Annotated in this window: 25 protein-coding genes; 15 read left to right on the forward strand and 10 right to left on the reverse strand. The window is 63.7% G+C overall.

What is annotated here, in order from left to right; translation table 11 throughout:
- Positions 1–71: 71 nt before the first annotated feature.
- The 4 genes from ACZ5ZH_RS10500 to ACZ5ZH_RS10515 are packed head-to-tail and all read right to left on the reverse strand — an operon-like array spanning position 72 to position 2,918.
- The gene (locus tag ACZ5ZH_RS10500; RefSeq protein ID WP_464771468.1) at positions 72–683 is read right to left on the reverse strand and encodes a riboflavin synthase; all 612 of its coding nucleotides are present in this window, start codon (positions 681–683) and stop codon (positions 72–74) included.
- 32 nt (positions 684–715) lie between these two features.
- Entirely contained in the window at positions 716–1,669 is a 954-nt protein-coding gene (ribD, locus tag ACZ5ZH_RS10505) for a bifunctional diaminohydroxyphosphoribosylaminopyrimidine deaminase/5-amino-6-(5-phosphoribosylamino)uracil reductase RibD (protein ID WP_464772636.1), read from the reverse strand.
- Positions 1,670–1,707: 38 nt separating this feature from the next.
- A complete protein-coding gene (locus ACZ5ZH_RS10510) occupies positions 1,708–2,220 on the reverse strand; it encodes a hypothetical protein (protein WP_464771469.1) in 513 nt (170 codons plus the stop codon).
- Positions 2,221–2,228: 8 nt separating this feature from the next.
- Positions 2,229–2,918, reverse strand: a complete 690-nt coding sequence (locus ACZ5ZH_RS10515; RefSeq protein WP_464775179.1) for an energy transducer TonB — start codon at positions 2,916–2,918, stop codon at positions 2,229–2,231.
- Positions 2,919–3,062: 144 nt separating this feature from the next.
- Between ACZ5ZH_RS10515 and ACZ5ZH_RS10520 the strand changes: the two genes are divergently transcribed.
- The 4 genes from ACZ5ZH_RS10520 to ssb all read left to right on the forward strand — a co-directional run bounded on the left by ACZ5ZH_RS10520 (position 3,063) and on the right by ssb (position 6,542).
- Positions 3,063–3,728 carry a COQ9 family protein gene (locus tag ACZ5ZH_RS10520; RefSeq protein WP_464771471.1) on the forward strand — a complete coding sequence of 222 codons (666 nt, stop codon included), beginning with the start codon at positions 3,063–3,065 and terminating at the stop codon, positions 3,726–3,728.
- A gap of 87 nt (positions 3,729–3,815) precedes the next feature.
- On the forward strand, positions 3,816–4,070 hold the full coding sequence (locus tag ACZ5ZH_RS10525) for a FeoA family protein (RefSeq protein WP_449474405.1): 255 nt from the start codon (positions 3,816–3,818) through the stop codon (positions 4,068–4,070).
- Positions 4,067–5,926, forward strand: a complete 1,860-nt coding sequence (gene feoB, locus ACZ5ZH_RS10530) for a ferrous iron transporter B (protein WP_464771472.1) — start codon at positions 4,067–4,069, stop codon at positions 5,924–5,926. Before ACZ5ZH_RS10525 ends, feoB begins: the two co-directional genes overlap by 4 nt.
- Positions 5,927–5,975: 49 nt before the next feature.
- Entirely contained in the window at positions 5,976–6,542 is a 567-nt protein-coding gene (ssb, locus tag ACZ5ZH_RS10535; RefSeq protein WP_464771473.1) for a single-stranded DNA-binding protein, read from the forward strand.
- 314 nt (positions 6,543–6,856) lie between these two features.
- Here ssb and ACZ5ZH_RS10540 read toward each other — a convergent pair whose 3' ends face one another.
- From ACZ5ZH_RS10540 to ACZ5ZH_RS10550, 3 genes are all read right to left on the reverse strand, one after another.
- On the reverse strand, positions 6,857–7,756 hold the full coding sequence (locus tag ACZ5ZH_RS10540) for a UTP--glucose-1-phosphate uridylyltransferase (RefSeq protein ID WP_449474409.1): 900 nt from the start codon (positions 7,754–7,756) through the stop codon (positions 6,857–6,859).
- Between the two features lie 86 nt (positions 7,757–7,842).
- Positions 7,843–8,271 carry a hypothetical protein gene (locus tag ACZ5ZH_RS10545; RefSeq protein WP_196224798.1) on the reverse strand — a complete coding sequence of 143 codons (429 nt, stop codon included), beginning with the start codon at positions 8,269–8,271 and terminating at the stop codon, positions 7,843–7,845.
- Between the two features lie 195 nt (positions 8,272–8,466).
- Positions 8,467–8,640, reverse strand: a complete 174-nt coding sequence (locus ACZ5ZH_RS10550; protein ID WP_196224799.1) for a DUF1674 domain-containing protein — start codon at positions 8,638–8,640, stop codon at positions 8,467–8,469.
- Between the two features lie 47 nt (positions 8,641–8,687).
- Here ACZ5ZH_RS10550 and htpX point away from each other — a divergent pair, with 47 nt between their 5' ends.
- The 10 genes from htpX to ACZ5ZH_RS10600 all read left to right on the forward strand — a co-directional run bounded on the left by htpX (position 8,688) and on the right by ACZ5ZH_RS10600 (position 19,923).
- Positions 8,688–9,647: a zinc metalloprotease HtpX gene (gene htpX, locus ACZ5ZH_RS10555; protein ID WP_464772637.1), complete on the forward strand. Its 960-nt coding sequence runs from the start codon at positions 8,688–8,690 to the stop codon at positions 9,645–9,647.
- Positions 9,647–9,961 (forward strand): hypothetical protein, encoded by a 315-nt coding sequence (locus ACZ5ZH_RS10560; protein ID WP_460986957.1) that lies wholly within the window; start codon positions 9,647–9,649, stop codon positions 9,959–9,961. The genes htpX and ACZ5ZH_RS10560 overlap by 1 nt, the downstream gene beginning before the upstream one ends.
- A gap of 37 nt (positions 9,962–9,998) precedes the next feature.
- The gene (locus ACZ5ZH_RS10565) at positions 9,999–11,306 is read left to right on the forward strand and encodes an RsmB/NOP family class I SAM-dependent RNA methyltransferase (protein ID WP_464771474.1); all 1,308 of its coding nucleotides are present in this window, start codon (positions 9,999–10,001) and stop codon (positions 11,304–11,306) included.
- Between the two features lie 53 nt (positions 11,307–11,359).
- Entirely contained in the window at positions 11,360–11,845 is a 486-nt protein-coding gene (locus tag ACZ5ZH_RS10570) for a diguanylate cyclase (protein ID WP_449474413.1), read from the forward strand.
- Positions 11,846–11,936: 91 nt separating this feature from the next.
- Entirely contained in the window at positions 11,937–12,599 is a 663-nt protein-coding gene (gene rpe, locus ACZ5ZH_RS10575; RefSeq protein WP_464771475.1) for a ribulose-phosphate 3-epimerase, read from the forward strand.
- Positions 12,596–14,365, forward strand: coding sequence for a heparinase II/III family protein (locus ACZ5ZH_RS10580; protein WP_464771476.1), 1,770 nt, complete (start codon positions 12,596–12,598; stop codon positions 14,363–14,365). Before rpe ends, ACZ5ZH_RS10580 begins: the two co-directional genes overlap by 4 nt.
- 97 nt (positions 14,366–14,462) lie before the next feature.
- Entirely contained in the window at positions 14,463–16,052 is a 1,590-nt protein-coding gene (gene purH / locus ACZ5ZH_RS10585; RefSeq protein ID WP_464771477.1) for a bifunctional phosphoribosylaminoimidazolecarboxamide formyltransferase/IMP cyclohydrolase, read from the forward strand.
- A 114-nt stretch (positions 16,053–16,166) separates the two neighbouring features.
- Positions 16,167–17,693 (forward strand): NAD(P)/FAD-dependent oxidoreductase, encoded by a 1,527-nt coding sequence (locus ACZ5ZH_RS10590; RefSeq protein WP_464771478.1) that lies wholly within the window; start codon positions 16,167–16,169, stop codon positions 17,691–17,693.
- An 18-nt stretch (positions 17,694–17,711) separates the two neighbouring features.
- Positions 17,712–18,116, forward strand: coding sequence for a GtrA family protein (locus tag ACZ5ZH_RS10595; protein ID WP_464771479.1), 405 nt, complete (start codon positions 17,712–17,714; stop codon positions 18,114–18,116).
- A complete protein-coding gene (locus ACZ5ZH_RS10600; RefSeq protein ID WP_464775180.1) occupies positions 18,094–19,923 on the forward strand; it encodes a hypothetical protein in 1,830 nt (609 codons plus the stop codon). The genes ACZ5ZH_RS10595 and ACZ5ZH_RS10600 overlap by 23 nt, the downstream gene beginning before the upstream one ends.
- Here the strand turns inward: ACZ5ZH_RS10600 and msrB are convergent.
- The 3 genes from msrB to ACZ5ZH_RS10615 are packed head-to-tail and all read right to left on the reverse strand — an operon-like array spanning position 19,904 to position 22,545.
- Positions 19,904–20,380 carry a peptide-methionine (R)-S-oxide reductase MsrB gene (gene msrB / locus ACZ5ZH_RS10605; protein WP_464771481.1) on the reverse strand — a complete coding sequence of 159 codons (477 nt, stop codon included), beginning with the start codon at positions 20,378–20,380 and terminating at the stop codon, positions 19,904–19,906. The two genes, ACZ5ZH_RS10600 and msrB, sit on opposite strands and share 20 nt — an antisense overlap.
- Positions 20,381–20,389: 9 nt before the next feature.
- Positions 20,390–21,586, reverse strand: a complete 1,197-nt coding sequence (locus ACZ5ZH_RS10610) for an ABC transporter permease (RefSeq protein WP_464771482.1) — start codon at positions 21,584–21,586, stop codon at positions 20,390–20,392.
- Complete coding sequence (locus ACZ5ZH_RS10615; RefSeq protein WP_464772638.1) at positions 21,586–22,545, reverse strand: ABC transporter ATP-binding protein; 960 nt, start codon at positions 22,543–22,545, stop codon at positions 21,586–21,588. Before ACZ5ZH_RS10615 ends, ACZ5ZH_RS10610 begins: the two co-directional genes overlap by 1 nt.
- A gap of 22 nt (positions 22,546–22,567) precedes the next feature.
- On the opposite strand from ACZ5ZH_RS10615, the gene queG reads away from it, so the two are divergent.
- Positions 22,568–23,617: a tRNA epoxyqueuosine(34) reductase QueG gene (gene queG, locus ACZ5ZH_RS10620; protein ID WP_464771483.1), complete on the forward strand. Its 1,050-nt coding sequence runs from the start codon at positions 22,568–22,570 to the stop codon at positions 23,615–23,617.
- Position 23,618: the final 1 nt, after the last annotated feature.

Here is a 23,618-nt window from a genome sequence, read left to right on the forward strand (position 1 = left end):
CTGCGACTCCTTGACCAGATCGGCCTCGGGACGCAGTTATCACATTATGATGTGATTATTTCAAGCGCGAATCACATCGATCCGCGAAGGCTCTGCATGCGGTCGAGATAACGGGCCAGCACGTCGATCTCCAGATTGAACCTCCGGCCGGTCGCCAGATCGTCCAGCGTCGTAGCCGCAGCCGTATGCGGAATGATGTTCAGACCGAACTGAACGGACCCGTCCGGCTGATCCTCAACGCTGTTCACGGTCAGAGAGATGCCATCGACCGTGATAGACCCCTTGGCGGCAAGCGCGGACGCCAGCGCCGGGGGCGCGGCGATCACCAGCCGGGTGGAATCCCCTTCCGACGTGATCGACACCAATGTGCCGACGCCATCGACATGGCCGGTCACGATATGCCCGCCCAGTTCATCCCCGACCTTAAGCGCGCGTTCCAGGTTCAGCCTGCCGCCCTGCGCCCACAGTCCGGGCGCGGTTCGCTCCACCGTTTCGGCCGACAAATCGACGGCGAACCAGTCCGCGCCCTTTTCCACCACGGTCAGACAGGCGCCCGAACAGGCGATCGAAGCGCCGATCGCAACGCCTTCCATGTCATAGGCAGTGCCGATGACGAGGCGCAGGTCCCCGCGCTGCTCGGCGGAGCGAATGGTGCCGATGTCGGTGATGATGCCGGTGAACATGGGTATGCGATCCTGCTGGTTCCGTGACGCTCCTAAGCGCCGCGCCGCCGTTCGTAAACCTCCAGCCGGTCCTCGCCCAATTGGCGTCCGTCGGTCAGAGTCCAGCGATGGTGCGCCTCGCCAAGATCGGTGAGTCCAATGTCGCCGATCCCCGCAAGGCCGTCGCCGATGATGATCGGCGCGCGGTAGAGCAGGAGGCGGTCGACCAGATCGGCGCGCAGGAAGGCCGCCGCCGCCGCCGCGCCGCCCTCAACCATCAGATGGTCCACATGGTCGAGCGCGGCAATATCCTCCGGCTGCGCAATGGCTTCCCACCCCTTGGGCGCCCGGCCGCGAGTCAGCAGCAGGCGGCGGGGTGAGCGATCCTCCAGTCCCGGTAGCCGGACATCAAGGCGGGGCGCGTCGGCGCGCAAAGTGCCGCCGCCGACCAGGATGGCGTCATGCCGCGCCCGCTCCAGATGTGCATGGGCGCGCGCCGCCTCGCCGGTGATCCAGCGGCTCGACCCGTCCTTGAGCGCGATGCAGCCATCGAGCGACAGGCCTAGCTTCAGGGTGACGGCCGGGCGGCCCAGCGTCTGCCGCAGGACAAAGCCGCGCATCGCCGCAGCAGCTTCATGCGCCATCAGGCCCATTTCGACCTCTATGCCTCGCGCGCGCAGATGCCCCGCACCTTGGCCATCGGTGCGCGGGTCGGGATCACGCAGCGCGATCACTACGCGCGCGACGCCAGCCCGCGCCATCAGGTCGGCACAGCGCGGCCCACGAGCAGACAGGTGGAAGCAGGGCTCCAGCGTCACATAGGCGGTCGCGCCGCGCGACTGATCCTTTGCTTCATCGAGCGCTTGGGCTTCGGCATGAGGTCGGCCACCCTTTTGGGTCCAGCCGCGACCGACCACGGCGCCGTCGCGGACGACCAGGCATCCTACATTGGGGTTGGGGGTGGACAGACCCCGCCCGCGCTCGGACAGGGCGATCGCCGCTGCCATGAAACGGCGGTCGTCGGCAGGGTCGGCCATCGGGAAATTCAATTCTGGCTGGTCTGGGGCGCGGCCTTTTCCGCCGCCTCCGCCTTGGCCAGTCGCGAATCGAGCTGGGCATTGATCTGCTTCAACGCTTCCTTGCGGCGCGCGCTGTTGCGGGCTTCTTCGGTGCGCCAGTCGATGCCAAATGAGTCGGCCCATCCCTGCATCTGCTTCTGCCGCTTCTGCAAGGCAGCCTCACTCTTTGCGAGGTCGATCTTCTGTTGCAGGATGATCGCCGCGTCCGACCGGCTCGCGTCCCAGCTCTGGACGTAGATGATCTTGTTGCGGGTCGGCATCGTGTTGGTGTTCGCGTCGACCATGAACACCCACATGATAACCCAGGTAATCGCCATCGACAGCCCGAGCAGCGGCCATTTATGCGGCCGATTCTCGCGAAAATAGCTCCACATATCGCCTAGAGCGCTTCTGGGAGAGACCGGACGGGGGAAGATCGCCATCGCCGCTATATAGGAGATGGCGGCGCCGGATGCAAAGCCGGGCCTTGCATCCGGCATGGCGGCATTCAACGGTCGGTCAGCTTGAAATGGACGGTCAGCACCTTCGTGCCTGGCACAGCCACGCCGTCCCGAGTCGCGGGCCGGAAGCGCCATTTGCGCATGGCGTGCGACTGGGTCGCGATCCAGAAGGCTTCGTCCGTGGCGGAGAGCCTTTCGATAGCCGTCACCTTGCCATCCGCGCCGATGCTGACGCGGACGGTGACGGAGCCTTCCATCCCCTGGCGAATCATCGATCCGGGATAATCCGGCTGGAACGCCGACATGGCGCGCGGGTCGATACCGGGTTCGACGAGCCGAGGCTCGTATACTGGTTCAATCGGCGGGAGGGTGACACCCCCGCCCGTGTCAGTACCAGTGCCACCGGCGGGCACGATTGGCCCCGTTTCGCTGTCAGGCAGCATCACCAGATCATCGGGATTTGTCGGAATCGGGTCGGTCGTCGGCCGCACCGGCAGCCTGCTCTCGGGCGGCTGGGGCTGCGCTTCGGGTGGAGGCGGCGGGTTGAGCGGGATCTGCTTGCCGATCAGGATCTGCGGCACATAGGGGGCGATCACCTCCTTGGGTATAAGGATGAAAGCGCCCACCACCAGCGCGTGGACGGCGATGGTCGCTCCGATCGCGACGGGCGACCCGCCCCCGCCACTATAGCCAGGCCGTCTCTCGCCGCCCGTTGCATGCATTGCCATTACTGCCATCGCATCCTCCATCCTAAAATCCGCGCGCGTTTCTGCTCATCACAGACATGATGTTACATCATATCTAATGATATGTTGCAACATCATGTTTTGATCGAAGTCCTGCGCTTGTGTGCAGGCGTGCCGCGCCTTACCATAAGGGGCATGACGACCTTGCCTGAAGACCCGACCCTTGATGAAGTGCGGGCGTTTCTCGCGCCGATCCTGCCCCGCCATGCCGCATTTGACGGCTGGCGCGCCGAAGCGGTCACCATGGCCGCGTCGGAAGGCCGGGTGGATGCCGACATCGCCCATCTTGCCTTTTCGACGGGCGCCATGGACATGATCGATGCCTGGTTCGCCAGCATCGACACGCGCATGCTGGAGGCGCTGACGCCAGAGAAGCTCGTCACCATGTCGATCCGCCAGCGCATCATCGCGCTGGTCACGGCACGGCTGACGCTACTGGCGCGCGACCGGGAAGCCTTGCGCCGGGCGCTCGCTATCATGGCCCTGCCACAAAATAGCGTCCGCGCTGCCCGCCTGGGCTGGCGATCGGCCGACGTGATGTGGCGCGCGGCTGGCGACAGCGCGACCGACCTCAATCACTATAGCAAGCGCCTCACGCTCGCGGCTGTCTATGCCGCAACGCTGCTGGTGTTCGTGGACGATGAAAGCGAAGATTGGGCGGATAGCCGCGCCTTCCTCGATCGGCGTATCGAAGGGGTGATGCGCTTCGAACGAGCCAAGGCGAGGTGGAAAGGCATAGGCGGCGGCGAGCGGCTGAGCCTTGCTCGCTTCATCGGCAGGCTCCGCTACCCCGCAATCTGACTGCCCGCGAAAGGCCGCGATTCCGGCTGGCCTTTTCCTATCTATATTGATAGTCACTCGCAGGTGATCTCAGCGAGTATTACTTCCTTGCGCCTGTCCGAACTGCCGTTGCGCCAGCCAGCCTATGTGGACCTGATCGACTGGGACGCGCTTTCCGCGTCGGACGGCCAGCGTTTGCGTGAATTCGGTCTGTGCGAAGGCGCCAGCGTCGAAGCGCTGCATCATGGCGGTTTGCTCGGCCGGGGTCCGATCGCCTGCAAGGTCGGGCGCATGACCATTGCGATGCGCCGCAATCATGCGGCCGCGATTACCGTCCGCACGGGTACGGCGGAGGCGGCATGAGTGGCCTGCCATTGGTCGCGCTGGTCGGCAATCCCAATGCCGGCAAGAGCGCCCTATTCAACGCCCTGACCGGCGCGCGGCAGAAGCTGGGCAACTATCCCGGCGTCACGGTGGAACGTAAGGCAGGCAGGCTGTCGCTTTCCGATGGCCGCCCGCTCGAATTGGTCGACCTGCCCGGTACGTACAGCCTTAATCCCACCAGCCCCGATGAGCAGGTGACCCGCGACGTGGTCCTCGGCAAGCAACATGGTGAGCGGCTGCCGGACGCGCTGGTGGTGGTGGTCGATGCCTCCAACCTCGACAATCATCTGCGGTTCGCGCTCGAGTTGATCGCCCTTGGCCTGCCGACGGTCGTGGCGCTCAACATGGTGGACCTTGCCACCCGCGACGGGCTGGAACTGGACGCAAATATCCTCTCGCGCGAGCTGGGTGTGCCGGTCATTTCGACCGTTGCGGTTCGGAAACGCGGGCTCGACCATCTTCGCACCGAACTGGACGCGCTGTTCGATGGCAGTGCCAAGGTCCGGCCTACCGCCGCGCCTCTCGACTTCGATGCCCTGCGCAGCGAGGCGCGCAGGATCGCACGCGCGGCGGTGGTTCGCGAAACGCCCTCGCGCCGCCTGACCGCCGCGGTCGACCGGGTTGCGCTCCACCCCGTTGCAGGTCTGCTGCTGCTGCTCGGGCTGCTCTTCATCATGTTCCAGGCGGTCTATGCCTGGTCGGCAGCGCCGATCGCCATGATCGAGGGGCTGGCCGAAACGGCAAGCAAGATCATCACCAACGCGTTGCCCGATGGCCTGCTACGATCCTTCCTGGTCGATGGCGTCATCAACGGCGTCGGATCGGTGGTCGTCTTCCTGCCGCAGATCCTCATCCTCTTCTTCTTCATCCTGATGCTGGAAGCGACCGGCTATATGGTCCGCGCGGCATTCCTGATGGACGGCCTGATGGCCCGTGTCGGCCTGTCGGGCCGCGCATTCATCCCGCTGCTTTCCTCCTTCGCCTGCGCCGTGCCGGGCATCATGGCCACGCGCACCATCGCCGATCCGAAGGACCGGCTGACGACCATATTGATCGCGCCGCTCATGACCTGCTCGGCGCGCTTGCCGGTCTATGCGGTGATCATCGGCGCCTTCATCCCGGCGCGCAACGTGGGGCTGGGCATCGGCCTTCAGGGACTCGTGCTGTTCTGCCTCTACATCGCCGGGATCGTCGGCGCGATGCTGGTCGCGCTGATCCTCCGCGCGACCGTCACCAAGGGCGCAAGCGGCAGCTTCCTGATGGAAATGCCCAAATATCAGTGGCCGCGCCCGCAGGACATATTGCTCGGCCTATGGCAGCGTGCCGTCATCTTCCTGAAGCGTGCAGGCACGATCATCTTCACATCGACCGTGATCCTGTGGGTGCTGCTCAGCTTTCCGAAGGCGCCGGAGAACAGCAGCGTCAGCCAGGTCAATTATTCGGTCGCCGGACGGATCGCCAACGGGCTCAACGTCGTGCTGGAACCGATCGGTTTCAACCGCGACATTTCCCTCGCGCTGATCCCGGCAATGGCCGCACGGGAAGTGGCAGTGTCGGCACTCGCGACCGTCTATTCGCTCGATGCGGATCAAGATGAGACCAAGCTGGAACGGAGCCTGGGCGATCGGCTGAAGGATAATTGGCCGCTGCCCACTGCGCTCGCCTTCCTCGCTTGGTTCGTGTTCGCGCCGCAGTGCATATCGACGATCGCCGTGACGAAGCGGGAAACCAACGGTTGGAAATGGCCGCTCTTCATGATCGGCTATCTTTTCGCGCTCGCTTATGTCGCGGCGGGAGTTACTTACTGGACAGCAACAGCCCTCGGTTTAGGGTAGCGTCCGCAGGCCAGCCGACTATAAGAACCTCCAAAGTATCGGAGGAAATATGGCGGGTTCGGTCAACAAGGTCATTCTGGTAGGCAATCTGGGCGCTGACCCCGAAGTGAAGAGCTTCCAGAATGGCGGCAAGGTGTGCAATCTTCGCATCGCCACTTCCGAAAGCTGGAAGGACCGCAATTCCGGCGAGCGCAAGGAGCGCACCGAATGGCATAGCGTCTCGATCTTTTCCGAAGGTCTGGCGGGCGTCGCCGAGCGGTTCCTGCGCAAGGGATCGAAGGTCTATGTCGAGGGCCAGCTGCGCACGCGTAAGTGGCAGGATCAGTCGGGTAACGACCGCTACACCACCGAAGTGGTTTTGCAGGGGCCGGGCGCGGTGCTGACCATGCTCGACGGCGCGCCTGGTGGTGGCCAGGGCGGTGGTCGCTCGCAGGGCGGCGGCAGTGATTGGGGCGCCAGCTCGGGCGGCTTTGGCGGCGATTATGACGATTTCGGCGGTGGCAGCGGCGGTGGCGGCTTTGGCGGCGGCAGCGGTGGGCGCTCGTCAGGTGGTGCCCGGGGCGGCGCTGGCGGGCCGAATTTCGACAATGATCTGGATGATGAAGTGCCGTTCTGAGGCTTCGCGCTGAAACGATAAGAAGGCGGCTCTGTGAGGGGCCGCCTTTTTCATGTCGATGATGGATATTTGGAGGGTCGGCCCGGAGACATTCTCCTCCCGCAAGCAGGAGAGGTTAGGGGTGGGCGCGAGCTTGGCAAGCTCTCGCGATAACCCCTCCTAAAACGAGGCTGATGTTGCGCTGGCCCACCCCCGACCCCTCCCGCTTGCGGGAGGGGAGATGATAGAGAGGTCTGCGGTAGGAACGGCTCCCTCCGTACCAAACAAAAAAAGTGGCCCGGCAGCACCGGACCAACTCTCTTAGTGAAATACTCTCAAGCAGCAGCAGCGATCGTCGTTGCGCCCAATTCCGCCAGCGCGAACTTGCGGATATGCTCGCCCAGATCTTCGCGTTCCAAAGCCAGCGCCAAGTTCGCTTCAATATAGCCGGCCTTTGAGCCGCAGTCGAAGCGGCGGCCGTCGAAGGTCACGCCATGGAAGGGCTGCTGCCCGATCATCGATGCCATGGCGTCCGTCAGCTGGATCTCGCCGCCCGCGCCCTTTTCCTGGGTCGCGAGAATCTTCATGACCTCAGGTTGCAGGATGTAGCGGCCCGGCAGAATAAGGTTGGAGGGCGCGGTGCCGGGCGCAGGTTTTTCCACCAGCCCCTTGACCTCGGTCAGCGCACCATCGCGCTGGCCCGGATCGATCACGCCATAGCTCGGCGTATCGGCCATCGGCACTTCAAGCGCGCAGACCAGATTGCCGCCGACCTGATTATAAGCATCGACCATCTGCTTGAGGCAGCCTCGCCCCGGCGCGCCCTTCATGAATTCGTCGGGCAACAGGATAGCGAAGGGTTCGTCCCCGACGATGTCGCGCGCGCACCAGACTGCATGGCCCAGGCCCAGCGGCTCCTGCTGACGCAAGAAGACGGCGTTGCCGGGCGCAAGGCGCGTGCCGTCCAGGGCTGACAGGTCCTTGCCGCGCTCACGCTGGGTGGCTTCGCTTTCATAAGCGATGTCGAAATAATCCTCGATCGCGCCTTTGCCGCGCCCAGTCACGAAGATCATCTGTTCGATGCCCGCCTCGCGCGCCTCATCGACAGCATATTGGATCAGCGGACGGTCAACGACCGGCAGCAGTTCCTTGGGCACCGATTTGGTGGCAGGCAGGAAGCGCGTGCCGAGGCCTGCGACAGGAAACACGGCTTTGCGGATAGGCTTGTAGGGCATGGTACTCCATTCTCGCTAGACGCGCGGACAGGCTTCGCCCTCCACGTGTCAAAGGTCAAGCATAGCGGGAGGATTACCTCGCCCGGTCAGACGGCCAGCAGGCGCTGTGCCACCGTTTCGAGCGAAGATATCTCCGCATCGAGGTGATCAAGCGAGACATGCGTGTGATTGTTCCGCGCGTCGCGGCACGTAAAACCACCGGGCGCGGGCTGCTGAAAGCCGCCAATGATGAGCGATCGGAAGCGATCGATCCTCTGCATGTGTCGCTCGATATCCGAAATCTCCTTGAGCGCGCTGGCGTTGCGCTTGTCGCGCATCGCCACCATCGTCCGAAGCTCGGTCATCAGTTTCGCCATGCCGGGGCGCATCCGGGTGCCGACGGTTCGTACGTCACCCATCGCTTCCCGCATCATGGCAATTTTCGCCTCCAGACTCTGTTCCAGCATCGTCCAGGCACAGACCAGACGACCCACGGCACAAAGCAGCGCCGCATCTTCCGGCGCATATTCAGACACCGCCCTCACCTTTATCTCGGCTATATGATTCACGACCCACCCCGGCTCTGTTTTCTTCCTTTGCCCCGCTGAATCCTGCACGGAAGCGGGTAGCAAAGGCTAGAGGAACGCACCGCGCCGCTCGCAGCGAGGGCACAGGCCAGCGGAAGACGTGCATAATCAGCGATGAACCGATCGAGGGGCAATTGCTGACATTCAAAAATCGATAGCGATTCCCTTGCGTTCCCAGTCGCCGTAGCGGACGGGGCTCAATTCTTCCTCGTGGCGCGAGGGGTGGTCGATCGGGTCGGGCGCAGGCACCGGCGGGCTCTTCGACAGATGAGCGGGCGGCTTCACATGCGCGGGACGCTTGCCGTTATATGTTCCCATGTCCAAAAGCCTTTCGATTGTGGCGCCGCACCGGCAACCCCATATTCATGCATGCCCCGCTATCTGGGCTGCAAAGGAGTGGAAGACAAGTGAGCGGTTTCAAGACGGTGATGCTGTTGTCGGCAATGACGGCGCTGTTCATGGCGCTGGGCTATACGCTGGGCGGCAGCGGCGGCGCGATGATTGCGCTGCTGGTTGCGGCGGGCATGAACCTGTTCACCTTCTGGAACGCCGACAAGATTGTGCTGTCGATGCACAATGCGCGGGAGGTGGATGCGCAGAGCGCGCCCGAATATTATGGGCTGGTGCGCGATCTTGCCCAGCGGGCGGGTCTTCCCATGCCGCGCGTCTACCTGATCGACCAGCCGCATCCCAACGCCTTTGCCACGGGCCGCAATCCCGAACATGCCGCCGTCGCCGCGACGACGGGCCTGCTGTCTATGCTGACCCGTGAGGAAGTGGCGGGCGTGATGGCGCATGAACTCGCCCATGTGCAGAATCGCGACACGCTGATCATGACCATGGTCGCGACGATCGCGGGCGCCATTTCGATGCTCGCCAATTTCGGGCTGTTCTTCCGTGGCGGCAATGAAGAGAATGGACATGGCAACATCCTCGCCACGCTGATGGCGGTCATCGTCGCGCCCTTCGCCGCGATGATCGTGCAAATGGCGATCAGCCGCACGCGCGAATATGGCGCTGACGCCGCAGGAGCGCAGATCAGCGGCAATCCCCGCGCACTCGCATCCGCGCTCGCCAAGATTTCCGGCAAGGCGGAGATGATCCCGAACCATGTGGCCGAGCGCAATCCCGCCGCCGCCCAGCTCTACATCGTCCCTGTTCATGTGAGCGAACTCTTCTCCACCCACCCCGCGACCGAAAAGCGCATCGCGGCGCTGGAGGAAATGGGCGTGCCCGCACCCTCCACCATCCCCGTATCGGCACTCAACCCTGTCGCAGCTCCACCGCGCCGCCGGTCGAGCGCGCTCAATCCAAACGGGCGCTAATGGTAGACGTGATTGGCGAGGCCGCAGCCGAAGTCGCGGGTGCGCTATTCCGACATGCGGGTGGGCTGGTGATCGACCTGACCGTCGAGCACATCTTCTCCCGTCACACGGCGCGATTCTTTCATGGCGTGGGGCGGCGCGTCATCTTTGTCACGACATTGGGCGCCAAGCGCATTCCTTCCTCATTGCGGACAGTGCCGAAAGGCGTCCGCGCTAGCCCCCGCCGGTCGGATTGGGTAGCACTATGGGTCGGCATCGGCAGCTGGATAGGATTATTTCTGCTGGTCGGCATTATCGTCACTCATTTTCTTTAAAGGTGACCCTAGAGGGGAAAACGCGTAGGGCCCGCTGATGCCCCGCCGCCCTGCCCAACTCTCATTAGCCCCCCGACCCACAGATATTCCCGGCCTCCCCGCCCGCCGCGCCGCCTTGCGCCTGCTCGACGCCATCCTGCGCCGGGGCGATCCGCTGGAGTTGGCGCTGCATGGCGCAGCACAGGGCCTGCCCGCTCCCGACCGGGCGCTCGTTCATGCCATCGCCGCCGAGACACTGCGCCACCTGCCCGATCTCGACGCGCTGATCGACGGCGCTACCCGCCAGCCGCTGCCCCCGGATGCCAAGGCGCGCATGGTCCTGCGCATTGCCCTCATCCAGGTGCTGGCGCTAGGCACCGCGCCCCATGCCGCCATTGCGACCGCGCTGCCGCTGGTCGATGGCGGCCCGCGCAAGCTGGTCCATGGCGTCTTCGGCACTGTCACGCGCGCCACACCCACCCTCCCCGATCCAGCCACATTGCCGGACGAAGTCGTGGCGCGCTGGGAAAGCCAGTGGGGCAGTGACATGCCCGCTGCCGCCGCGCGCGCCTATGCCGTGCGCCCGCCTGTCGATGTCACCCTGCGCGACCCGGCAGAAACCGCGAGCTGGGCCGCAAAGCTGGGCGGCGAAAGTTTCGCGCCAGGCCATGTCCGCCTGCCCGATCACGGACCGGTGACGGAGCTTCCCGGCTTCACCGAAGGCGCATGGTGGGTGCAGGACATCGCCGCCTCCTGCCCCGCGCGCCTTCTTGGCCAGAGCGAGGGCCGCACGGTGCTGGACCTCTGCGCGGCGCCCGGTGGCAAGACGATGCAACTCGCCGCCGCAGGGTGGCAGGTGACGGCCATCGACCAGTCGAAGAAGCGGCTGGAACGGCTGAGCGAAAACCTGTCGCGCACCGGCCTTTCCGCCACGATCGTTCAAGCCGATCTGCGCCAGTGGGAGCCCGCCACCCCCGCCGACGCCATCCTGCTCGATGCCCCCTGCACCGCGACCGGCATCTATCGCCGCCATCCCGACGTGCTGCATCGCATTGGGGGCCGCCAGATTGCCGAACTTGCCGAGTTACAGACGGAGTTGCTGAGCCGCGCGGCCCAATGGCTAAGGCCCGGTGGCACCCTGATCTACGCCACTTGCTCCCTGGAACGAGCGGAAGGCGAAGATCAGTTGGAAACCTTCCTTCACGCCCATCCCGATTTCAGCATTCAGAGCGCGAACGTGGCCGAATTGCCGCAGGGCCTGCCCCCCCGTCCGGACGGTTGGCTGCGCACCCTGCCCGAGACGCTGGCCGACCAAGGCGGAACGGACGGATTTTTCGTTGCCCGGCTTGCCCGCGCGCCACAATGAATTAAGGTCAACCCTGTAAGAACTGAGATCTGGCAACGTCTGAAAGGCATCGCTTGCGCCCGACCGAGCCCCTTGCCCTGAACCATAGCTGGCCGCTCTACGACCTGCACCAGCATCTCGCCTCGGTGTCGCTCGACGATCATACCGCGCGCGATGATCAGGCGCTGGCGGAGCGGGGCATTGGCCTATGGCACTGCAATCTTGACGACGACAGCCTGTGTTGGACAGGCGGCGTCTATGATCTGTTTGGCCTGGAACGGGGCATGACGGTTCAGCGCCCGCTCGCCACATCACTCTACCAACCCGACTCTCGCGAGGCGATGGAGCAGCTACGCGCCTATGCCATTCGCCATCGCCGCGGCTTCACCGTGGACGTCGATATACGGCCGCTCGACGGCGGCGAATGCACCATGCGCCTCATCGCCGCCCCGATATTGGAGGGCGCGCATGTCGTCGCGCTCCACGGCGTGAAGCAGTTTTTGCCGCGCGGATCGGTGGCGTCACGCGGCCTTGATCCCACTATTTTCAACCTGCCCTGAATCCCGCGCCAACGAGCGCCGAAAAAGCCTGTGGATAAGGTCGAACTGCGCCGTTGCCCTTGACCCAAGGCGCGGCTAGAGCCGACTGTTGATGACCAGCCCTATCCTTATCTCGCCCTCCATCCTCTCCGCCGACTTCGCCCGCCTGGGCGAGGAGGTCCGCGCGATTGACGAGGCGGGTTGCGACTGGGTCCATATCGACGTGATGGACGGCCATTTCGTACCCAACATCACGATCGGCCCGGCCGTGGTGAAGGCCCTGCGCCCGCACAGCAAGAAGCCGTTCGACGTTCACCTGATGATCTCTCCGGTGGACCAATATCTCGACGCCTTCGCTCAGGCAGGTGCCGATATCCTGACCGTCCACCCGGAAGCCGGGCCGCACATTCACCGATCCATCCAGTATATCAAATCGCTGGGCGTGCAGGCGGGCGTGGTGCTGAATCCCGGCACCCCGGCCAAGATGCTCGATTATCTGATCGATGATGTCGACCTGATCCTGGTGATGAGCGTCAATCCCGGTTTTGGCGGGCAGAGCTTCATCGAAAATCAGCTGCGCAAGATTGAGGCGATCCGCAAGATGATCGACAAGAGCGGGCGTGACATTCGCCTGCAGGTCGATGGCGGCATCGATTTCACCACTGCCCCGCGCGCGATCGAAGCGGGCGCGGACGTGCTGGTCGCTGGCACCGCAACCTTCCGTGGCGGGCCTTCCGCCTATGCCGACAATATCCGGAAGCTCAAGGGCGGGTGAGCGACAAGCGGCGCATCCCCAGCCCATCGCTTGCGGATACGGCGGAATCAGAACCAGCCGAAAACGGAATCGAACAGGGCAAGCGCCTCATCCGCGTCGCGGATGACAAGGGCCTGTCGCTGGCCCAACGGGTCGCCAACCGCTTTTACCTGATGAGCTGGAAGACGCCGATCCACGGACGGCGGCTGAAGGGGAAATATCCGCTCAAACTGCTCGCGGTGCCCGATGATGAGATTGCGGGTGATGCGAAGGCTGGCCAGGCGATCCGCGCTGGCTATTTCCTTTTTCGCGGACTGAAGCAGCCGGTCAACACGCTGGATTTCGATCGCCTGACCGTCATCCCGGCTTTCGCCGATTATCTGCACAGCTTTGCGTGGCTGCGCGACCTGTCATCGGCGGCGACGCGGGAACAGGGTGCGCCCATTGCAGAAGCCGTGCTGCGCAAATGGCTGGACGTGCATGCCGAAACGCCGAGCGAACCGGCATGGCGTGCGGACAATGCCGGTTGGCGGCTGCTCTTCTGGTCGGCCCATGCGCCGCTCATCCTGTCATCCAGCGATCTGGTCTATCGCTCGCTGGTGCTGAACTGCATCGCGCGGACGGCGCGGCATCTGGATCGCGGCGCGGACAAGGCCCCGCTTGGCCTCCCGCGTCTGGTGGCCTGGGGCGGGATCGTCGCGGCTTCGATGCTGCTGCCGGGCGGCGCTGCCCGCAAGATTTTCGGTGAGGCGGGTCTCAAGCGCGCGATCGAAAACACGGTTCATGGCGATGGCGGCATTGTCTCGCGCTCGCCCAGTGACCAATTGGACGCCATCATGCTGCTGGCAATGGTGCGGGCGGTTTATGATGTTCGCCGCGAACAGGTGCCGCCTTTCCTCGCCGAAGCGCAGGGGCGAATGGTTCCCGCGCTGCTAAGCCTTACCCATGGCGATGGCGGGCTTGGCAGTTGGCAGGGCACGGGCGCCATCGACCCCGCCATCATAGAAGCCGTGATCCGGGCGAGCCGCGTGCGTGCGCGTCCGCTGCGACAAGCGAGCGACTGGGGCTATCAGCGGCTCGTCGCGGGCACGACCATCGTCCAGATCGATGCTGCGCCACCGCCGGTCGCCCGACTGGCCGAGGCGGGATGCGCCTCCACCACCGCGATCGAGATCAGCGATGGGCCGCAGCGGCTGATCGTCAATTGCGGCGGCGCGGCGCTTGAGGGCGCATGGATGCCCGGCGGCCTCGCACAGGGCCTGCGCACCACGGCGGCGCACAGCACACTGGTGCTGAACAATAGCAATTCCACCGCCCTGCTCCCCGACGGCACGCTGGGACGCGGCGTCACTGAAGTCGAATTTCACCGGCAAGAACAGGAAAGCGGCAGCCGAATAGAGATCAGCCATGACGGCTATGTGCGGCGCATGGGCTATGTCCATCGCCGCCTGCTGCTCGTCAGCATCGATGGCCGCGAAATCCGGGGCGAAGACATGCTGACGCCTGCCGCGCGCCGCCGTCGGCCGGTGAAGCTGCCCGCTGAGCTACGATTCCACCTCGCGCCCGGAGTCGAACCGACGGCCACGGCGGACGGCATGGGCGCGTTGTTGCGCATCGAGATGGGGCCTATCTGGCAGTTCCGCGCCAATGCCGGGAAGCTCGCCATAGAGGAAAGCCTTTGGGTGGACGGGGAAGGCCGCCCCCATGAGACCCGCCAGCTGGTCATCACCGCCGAAGCACTGCCCGGCGGATCGACCATCGGCTGGCTCTTCAAGCGGATGAGCTAAGGCCCCTTACCCCAAATCCTATCGCTTGCCGCATCGGTCCGGCAGGACTAGAGGGCTGCGGCAAGCCTGAGCGGCACTTCGAACAGCAGGAAGCATCATGTCAGACGTCACCATCAAACGCGCCCTCCTTTCCGTGTCGGACAAGTCCGGCCTCATCGAACTGGGTCAGGCGCTGGGCAAACATGGCGTTGAACTGGTCTCCACCGGCGGCACGGCCAAGGCTCTGCGCGATGCCGGGCTGGACGTGAAGGATATTTCGGACCTCACCGGCTTCCCGGAAATGATGGACGGCCGCGTCAAGACGCTGCACCCCAAGGTTCATGGCGGCCTGCTCGCCGTGCGCAACAATCCCGACCATGTCGCCTCCATGCAGGAACATGAAATCGGCGCCATCGATCTTGTCGTCGTCAACCTCTACCCCTTCGCCGCCACGGTCGCGAAGGGGGCAGAGCGCGAGGAGATCATCGAGAATATCGATATTGGCGGCCCCTCGATGGTTCGCTCCGCCGCGAAGAACCATGAGAGTGTCGCCATTGTCACCGATCCGGCCGACTATGCCCGTCTGATCGCGGAGATGACGGAAAAGGGCGGCGCGACCAGCTATGACTTCCGCCGGATGCTGGCGGCGAAGGCTTATGCCGCCACCGCCGCCTATGACTCGATGATCGCCAGCTGGTTCGCCTTTGCCGATCAGGGCGTCGATTTCCCCGAAACACTGGCCGTATCGAGCAAGCTCGGCGCGACGCTGCGCTATGGTGAGAACCCACATCAGTCGGCCGCGCTCTATCTGCCCGTCGGTCCTTCCGCCAATGGCATTGCCCAGGCGAAGCAGATTCAGGGCAAGGAGCTCAGCTACAATAATTACAATGACGCCGACGCCGCGCTGGAGCTGGTCAGCGAGTTCCGTGACGGCCCGCCGACCGTAGTGATCGTCAAGCACGCCAATCCCTGCGGCGTCGCCACCGGCAATACGCTGATCGAAGCCTATGAAGCCGCCCTCGCCTGCGACAGCGTCTCGGCCTTTGGCGGTATCATCGCCGTCAACCGCCCGCTCGACGGCCCGACCGCCGAAGCGATCAGCGGCATCTTTACCGAAGTCGTCGCCGCGCCCGACGCCGATGAGGAAGCCAAGGCGATCTTTGCGAAGAAGAAGAACCTCCGCCTGCTGCTGACGGGCGAACTGCCCGACCCGGCGCGGACCGGGTTGATGATGAAGAGCATTGCCGGTGGCATGCTGGTGCAGAGCCGCGACAACGGCCGCATCACGCGCGATCAGTTGAAGGTCGTGACCAAGCGCGCGCCCACCGATCAGGAGCTGAATGACTGCCTGTTCGCCTGGACCGTCGCCAAGCATGTGAAATCCAACGCCATCGTCTATGCCAAGGGCAACAGCACTGCTGGCATCGGCGCGGGGCAGATGAACCGCCTCGAATCTGCGCGCATCGCGGCGTGGAAGGCCAAGGATGCCGCTGATAAGGCAGGGTGGAGCGAAGCCCGCACCATCGGGTCGGCGGTGGCTTCCGACGCCTTCTTCCCCTTCGCCGATGGCCTCCTGACGGCGGTCGAAGCTGGCGCGACGGCAGTGATCCAGCCGGGCGGATCGATCCGTGACGAGGAAGTCATCGCGGCGGCGGACGAAGCGGGCCTCGCCATGGTCTTCACCGGCATGCGGCACTTCCGCCACTAAGACAGGCTGGCGGGGCGGTTCACCTGCCCCGCCATGCTTACCTGATCATTAACCATTCCTTAGATGATTTCCGCCAATTCCGATGATAGAAGTTAGCCTATCGGGGGGCATTGCATGCCGGAAATCGACCAGAATGTGGATGTCGCCATCATCGGCGCGGGTCCGGCAGGCCTGACTGCGGCCTATTTGCTCACCAAGAAGGGCTATTCGGTCACCGTTATCGAGAAGGACCCCCGCTATGTCGGCGGGATCAGCCGGACTGTTGAACTGAACGGATTCCGCTTCGACATTGGCGGCCACCGCTTCTTTTCCAAGTCAAAAGAGGTGGTCGATCTCTGGAACGAGATCCTGCCCAATGATTTCATCCAGCGCCCCCGGATGAGCCGCATCTATTATGAGGGCAAATTCTACAGCTATCCGCTGCGCGCCTTCGAAGCGCTGTGGAACCTGGGCGTGTGGCGATCGACGCTATGCATGGCGAGTTTCGCGAAGGCGAGGCTGCTGCCGAACCGCAATGTCCGGTCGTTTCAGGATTGGACGGTGAACGCGTTCGGACACAAGCTGTTCTCCATCTTCTTCAAGACCTATACCGAAAAGGTCTGGGGCATGCCCTGCAACGAGATGTCGGCTGATTGGGCGGCGCAGCGGATCAAGGGTCTGTCGCTCTGGGGCGCGGTGAAGGATGGGCTGAAGCGCTCGCTGGGTCTCAACAAGCGGCCCAATGACGGCATGGCGACCAAGACCTTGCTGGAAAGCTTCCGCTATCCACGCCTTGGCCCCGGCATGATGTGGGAAGCCGCACGGGACTTCGTCGTCAAGGGCGGCAACAAGGTGCTGATGGCGCACAGCCTCAAGCAGCTGTCGCACGACCAAGGCACCGGCCGGTGGCAGATGGTCGCTCAGGGTCCCGAGGGTGAGGTGCTGTTGAAGGCGCGTCATGTCATCAGTTCCGCGCCGATGCGTGAGCTGGCGGGCCGCATTCATCCTTTGCCCGCGACGCTCGGCAATGCGATGGAGCTTAAATATCGCGACTTCCTGACCGTGGCGCTGATGATCAAGTCGGAGGACCTGTTTCCCGACAACTGGATCTACATCCATGATTCGAAGGTTCAGGTCGGCCGCATCCAGAATTTCCGAAGCTGGTCTCCGGAAATGGTGCCAGATCCATCGCTCGCCTGCGTCGGCCTTGAATATTTCTGCTTCGAGGGCGATGGCCTTTGGTCATCGAACGACGATGCCCTGGTCGAGCTCGCCAAGCGCGAAATGGCGATACTGGGGCTGTGCGATCCTGCCGATGTGGTCGGGGGAGCGGTCGTCCGTCAGGAGAAGGCCTATCCCGTCTATGACGATGATTATGCCGCCAATGTGCTGAAGATGCGGACGGAACTGGAGCAGCTCTACCCGACGCTGCATCTGGTCGGCCGTAACGGCATGCACCGCTATAATAATCAGGATCATGCGATGATGACCGCCATGCTGACGGTGCGGAACATCGAAGCTGGCGAGCGGCAGTTCGACATCTGGGCGGTCAACGAGGATGCCGAATATCATGAAGCTGGCGAGGAAGGCGAAGAAGCCATCGGGCAGAATGCGGCGCTGGGGAGCGTGCGGCGGGTGCCCGGCCGCCTGAAGGCCGCGTAAACCGGCAGTCATGCATTGATGAACCTTGGCCATCTGAGCAGCGCCCTCACCGTCCGCTTCACCATAGTCCGCTATTTGCTGGCCAGCCTTTGCGCGCTTTGCGGCGACATGCTGCTGTTCCTGGCATTGCTGCGCTTCGATGTGCCGCCTACGATAGCGGGGGCCATCGGCTATACATCGGGCCTGCTGCTGCACTGGTTGATCAGCGTTCGTTTCGTTTTTCCTTCGGCTGTCGGCCCGACGAACCGGCAGCGTCTGGGCTTTGCCGTCAGCGCGGTGGTCGGCATCGCCGTGACATCCGGCCTTATCAGTGTTCTGGGAGCCGCCGGAATGACCCCGGCGCTTGCGAAGCTGTTCGCCATCCCCGCCAGCTTTCTATCTGTATATGCGATCCGGAAATATGGCGTCTTCGCCGCTCGCTAAGATCCGCACGGGATTTACCCGCGACATTGGGGGGACAACCACCCCTAGTGCCCGCTGGCTCATCCTTGCCTGGATTTGCTGTTCCATCATTCTGTTGTGGCTGGCCCTCGACCAGCTAGACGTTTTGGGCTTTCGTGATCCGGACGACGCAATGCGCCTTCAGCAGGTGCGGGACTGGCTCGGCGGCCAAGCCTTTCTGGATGTCAGTCAGCATCGGGTGAACCCGCCATTTGGCGGACCCATGCATTGGTCGCGGATCGTCGATATGCCGATCGCGGCGATAATCCTGCTGCTGCGACCGGTGCTGGGCAGCCACCTGGCCGAAGTGATCGCCTGCTCGACGGTTCCACTGCTGTTGCTGGGTGCGTTGGCATGGGCGCTGCATGTTGCCAGCGTTCGCATTGCTGGCAAACCGGCGGCGATACTTGCGCCGGTGCTTATGCTGACGACGCCGACCATCCTTGTGCAGTTCGGGCCGCTGCGAATCGATCACCATGGCTGGCAGATCCTGATGGCGACGATCGCGCTTGCCGGTGCCATGGATATAAGGCCTGCACGCGGCGGCATGGTCGCAGGCGCCGCCATGGCCGTGTGGCTACAGATTTCGAGCGAAGGACTGCCCTATGCCGCCCTATTCGGGGCTGTATTGGCGTTGCGGCAGTGGCGAGATCGAGATGAGACGCCCCGTTTTGTAGCCTACGCGCTGACTCTGGGCAGTGCCGCGCTGCTGCTGCTGGCTGTCCTGCGCGGCATGGCGCCGCTGGCGCACGCACAATGCGATGCCCTTTCGGCGGCCTATATCTGGCCATTGATCGCCTTCACCATCGTGACGCCGATTGTCTTCCGCATCGCCGCCCCCGTTTCCGCGACTGGACGGTTCGCCGCCGCAGGAACGGGCGCATTGGCCGCCGCTGCGCTGTTCATCATCACTGGCAAGTCTTGCCTGACCGGCGATCCTTTCCAGTCGCTGGGACCCGTCGCTTATAAACTCTGGTATTTGCATGTCATGGAAGGCCGCCCGATCTGGGAACAGGGCTGTTCGATGATGGGGCTCATCCTGCTGCCTCCGCTCGCGGGACTGGCCGGGTCGATCATGGCGGCGCGAGTTGCCGATACGGCCAAGGCGCGCGATCGCTGGCTGGCTGTGGCGCTGCTTCTGACCGGGGCGACGCTGGTCGCCATGCTCGTGATGCGGGCGATGTCGGTCGCCCATGTACTGGCGTTGCCGGGGGTCGCCTGGTTGATGTTACGGCTCTTCCGGCGGGCGCAGCAGAAAACCGCGACGATCCCGAGGGTGTTCGCGTCCTCGGCGGTCGCCTTGCTCACCCCGGCCGCCTTGTGCGCGCTCTGGATCGCGGCGACGGCGAGCGCAGAGAAAGAGGAGAAATCGCCCACGCCTGCGGGTGAATGCCGGACTGCCGCGGCGTTGAGCCCATTGCGGCAGTTGCCCAGATCGACGCTGTTTGCGCCCCTGGATATAGGTCCCGACATTTTGATCCGCACCCCCCACGACGTCATCGGCACGGCGCATCACCGAAATGCGGCCGGGATCACGGCGGTGGTCGAGGGCTTTACCGCGCCGCCAGCTAAGGCGCAGGCTATTCTGAAGGCTTTGAATAGTGGCAAGGGACCAGACTATCTAGTGACCTGTCCCAGCCTAAATGAGTTCAGACATTATGCTCAGGAGCATCCGGGCAGCCTGGCAATGATTTTGGACAAGGGTGGACATCCCGACTGGTTGAAGCCGGTCAGGCTTCAGGGGACGACGTCCTTGCGTGTCTACAGGATCATGCCGCCGCAAAACTGAGCGCCACGCCGTTCATGCAATAGCGTTTCCCGGTGGGCGGCGGTCCATCATCGAAAACATGGCCCAGGTGGCCGCCGCATCGGGCGCAATGAACCTCGATCCTTGGATAGAGCAAGGACATGTCTCGCGATGTACCCGTGGCACGGGGCAAGGGCGCCCAGAAGCTCGGCCAGCCTGTGCCGCTGTCGAATTGTGTCTTTGAACTGAACAGGGCCTGGTCGCAACCCCCGCATTTGAAGGTGCCCGCGCGATGTTCCTTGTTCAACGGACTGGTGAAGGGATGTTCGGTGGCCTGCTTGCGCAGCACATTATAGGCAAGCGGGCTGAGGCGCTTGCGCCATTCAGCATCGGTCAGGGTAAAGGGATAAGCGGCGGCAACCTCTTCCATGCCCAATCGCCAGAAGGCGAGAGCGGCTACCGCACAGGCGCCACTTTTGAGAAGATCCCGCCGTGTCATCCCGTCTACCTAACCAACCGAGGCTGAGCGCCGCCTGAACCATTTCCGGCTGCTGCCATGGCCTGATTTCAGCACATGCCTACGGAACAGCCAAACGCCCAGACGGATGATTGCGGCGACCCAAATGGCCTGCCAGACGATCGCAAGAATATGGGGCCACAGCGCCGAGTCCTGAGCCGCTCGCGCGATCATCGCGAATGGCGAGGAGAAGGGGAAGATGATCGCGCCAATCTCTGGAGCGGAGCCCATATGATCAACCGCATAGGTCGCGAAAAAGAAGACGCCCATCTGCGCCATGGTGACCGGCATGTTGAGCGTCTGCACCTCCCGCACGGTTGCGGCCTGTGCGCCGATGCCGAGGAATAACGAGCCCAGCAAGGCGTAGGCCATGGTGAAATAGATGCCGCCAAGCAGCAGGAACATGGGCCATCCAACCGCAGGGGTAGGCGGCGCGATGTCAGGGCCTGCAAAAATCCGGACGCCCAGCACGACCCCCGCCCCCCAGAAGCCGATGCCGACGAAGCTCATGCCGAGCATGGCGATGAGTTTACCCAGGAAAACGGAGTCGATCGGGACGGCGGCGGCGAGGATTTCGATCACCTTGTTGGTTTTTTCCTCCACAAGGTTGGACAGAACCATGCCCGCGAGAAGCATGGTGAGCAGGAATATCAGGACCTGTGCTGCACGGCCCGTCAACAGTCGCGATTGCGCCTCCGCGCCCGCGCTGGCTGTAACAAGCTGCTTCTTGATCTGCACATGGGGTAGCTGTTCGCCAGCGACGGCCGCGCTTGCGAGCAGGCTGATATCGCCTTCCAGCATGGCGAGATCGTCGGCTTTGCCGGTGAGCACAGGATGGGTGATCGTGCCCGACACAATGGCGATGAAGCGGGCGTCGGGTCGCATAAGCAAGGCGCGCGGCGCTCCCTTGGGCGCGCGTTGCAGGCGAGGGAGGTTGTCCGCCCCCAATCGGGCGGCAAGAATGTCATGGGCACGTTCCATGCGCACCGCATCTTCCTTCGCCATGGCGATGCCGACGGTGGGGCGCAGGCTTTCAGTCGTGATCTTTTCACCCAGGCCGCCAAACGCCATGCCGATCACGACCGGGAACAAGGGTCCAAGCAGGAACAGGATGAAGGTCTTTGAGAAGATCACGGCGGAAAAATCGCGGCGGGCGATGACCAGAGCCGCGCGCAGAACTTCGCTCATCACGCGGGCTCCTCTTCCGCATCCTGCATCTGCTGGGCCGCGGCGGCACCTGCGATGGAGACGAACGCATCATGCAGGCCGGGCCGTTCGATCGAGAGACTTTCGATGCCCGCCTGCCCGTCGAGCAAAGCCCGGAGCAGCGGTTCGATCCCCTCATCCGGCAGATCAAAATGCCATGCGCCATCGGCCGCCAGCGTTTCAGCAGGCAAGGCACGGCGCCAGCTGCCATCGCTCGCGCGGGTCCGCAGGCGAACCTGCGGGCGCAGCTTGTCGCGCGCCTCACTCACTGACCCTTCGAACCTGATGCGACCGCCCGCGACGATGGCGATGCGTTCACAGAGGCGTTCGGCGTGCGCGATGACATGGGTGGAAAAGAGGATGGTGACGCCCCGCCGTGCCTGATCGCGGATCAGTAGCTCCAGCTTGCCCTGGTTGATCGCGTCGAGCCCGGAGAAAGGTTCGTCGAGAACTATCAGCCGAGGCTCGTGGACGATCGTGCCGAATAGCTGAACGGTCTGCGCCATGCCCTTGGACAGTTGACGGATCGGCTTGTCGATCGAACTGCCCATGCCATGTTCGGCCAGCATCTCGCGTGCGCGCTGCCGCCCTGTTTTTAGCGGCAGCCCGCGCAATGCGCCCATGAACGCGATCGCTTCCGCCGCCTTCATCGAGGGATAGAGGCCCCGCTCCTCGGGCAGATAGCCGATGGCCCGCGCCTGACGCAGCGGGACATCATCCCCCAGCAGTCGGCGAGAACCCTCGTCGGGATCGATGATGCCGAGCAGCGTGCGGAGCAAGGTCGTCTTGCCCGCTCCGTTAGGCCCGAGAATGCCGTAAATGGAGCCCGTGGGAACGGCGAGGTCGATGCCATCGACTGCCCGGAATTTGCCGAATGTCTTGACAAGAGCATGGCCTTCGACGGCATAGGCCGAAGGGGGAGCCGGATTGTTACGGATCATCCACTCCTGATAGTCGCACAGCATGCCAACGCAAACCGAAACCTTGGAACAGCGCCTGAAGGCGCAAGCGCAGCGGCTGGGGTTTGCCGCATGTGCCATCGCGCGCGCGGACGCCGCGCCCGAGGCCGGGCGGCGCTTACGCAAATGGCTGGACGATGGCTGTCATGGCGAGATGCTGTGGATGGAGGAGCGCGCGGAGCAGCGCGGCTCACCCAGCGCGCTGTGGCCCGACGTACGCAGCGTCATCATGCTGGGGATGAGCTATGCCCCGGGCCGCGACCCGCTGGCGCTGGCAGAGGAGGGCGATCGTGGACGCATTTCCGTGTACGCACAGGGGCGCGACTATCATGACGTCGTGAAAAAAGGACTGAAGAGCCTTGCTCGCTGGCTGGTCGAGGAGCAGGCGAGCGCCCTTAAGGTCTTCGTGGACACCGCGCCGGTGATGGAAAAGCCGCTGGCGGCGGCGGCCGGTCTGGGCTGGCAGGGGAAGCACAGCAATCTCGTCAGCCGGGCGCATGGCAGCTGGCTGTTCCTGGGCGCGATCTATAGCGAACTGGCCCTGGAACCCGACCTGCCCGAAGTGGATCATTGCGGCAGTTGCACGGCCTGCCAGTCGGCCTGCCCCACTGACGCCTTTCCCGCTCCCTATGTCGTGGATGCGCGGCGGTGCATCTCTTACCTTACCATCGAACATAAGGGGCCGATCCCGCCGGAGTTTCGCGACAAGATCGGCAATCGCATTTATGGCTGCGACGATTGTCTGGCGGTGTGTCCGTGGAATAAGTTCGCTGATGCGGCAGCGGCAAACCGGGCGTTTATCGGACGGGCCGAACTGGCGGCGCCCGAGATTGGCGACCTGCTGGCTTTGGATGATGCGGGGTTTCGGGAGGTTTTCTCAGGGTCGCCGATCAAGCGGATCGGGCGCAACCGGATGGTCCGCAACGCGGCCGTAGCGGCGGGTAACAGTAGCGACCCACGTCTTTTGGCGCGATTGCACCCATTGCTGAGTGATGACGATCCCGTGGTGGCGGAAGCGGCGGCGTGGGCCGTGGAGCGGCTGTCCGCGCCCTGAC

It is taken from the genome of Sphingobium sp. TomMM7A (assembly GCF_055397305.1).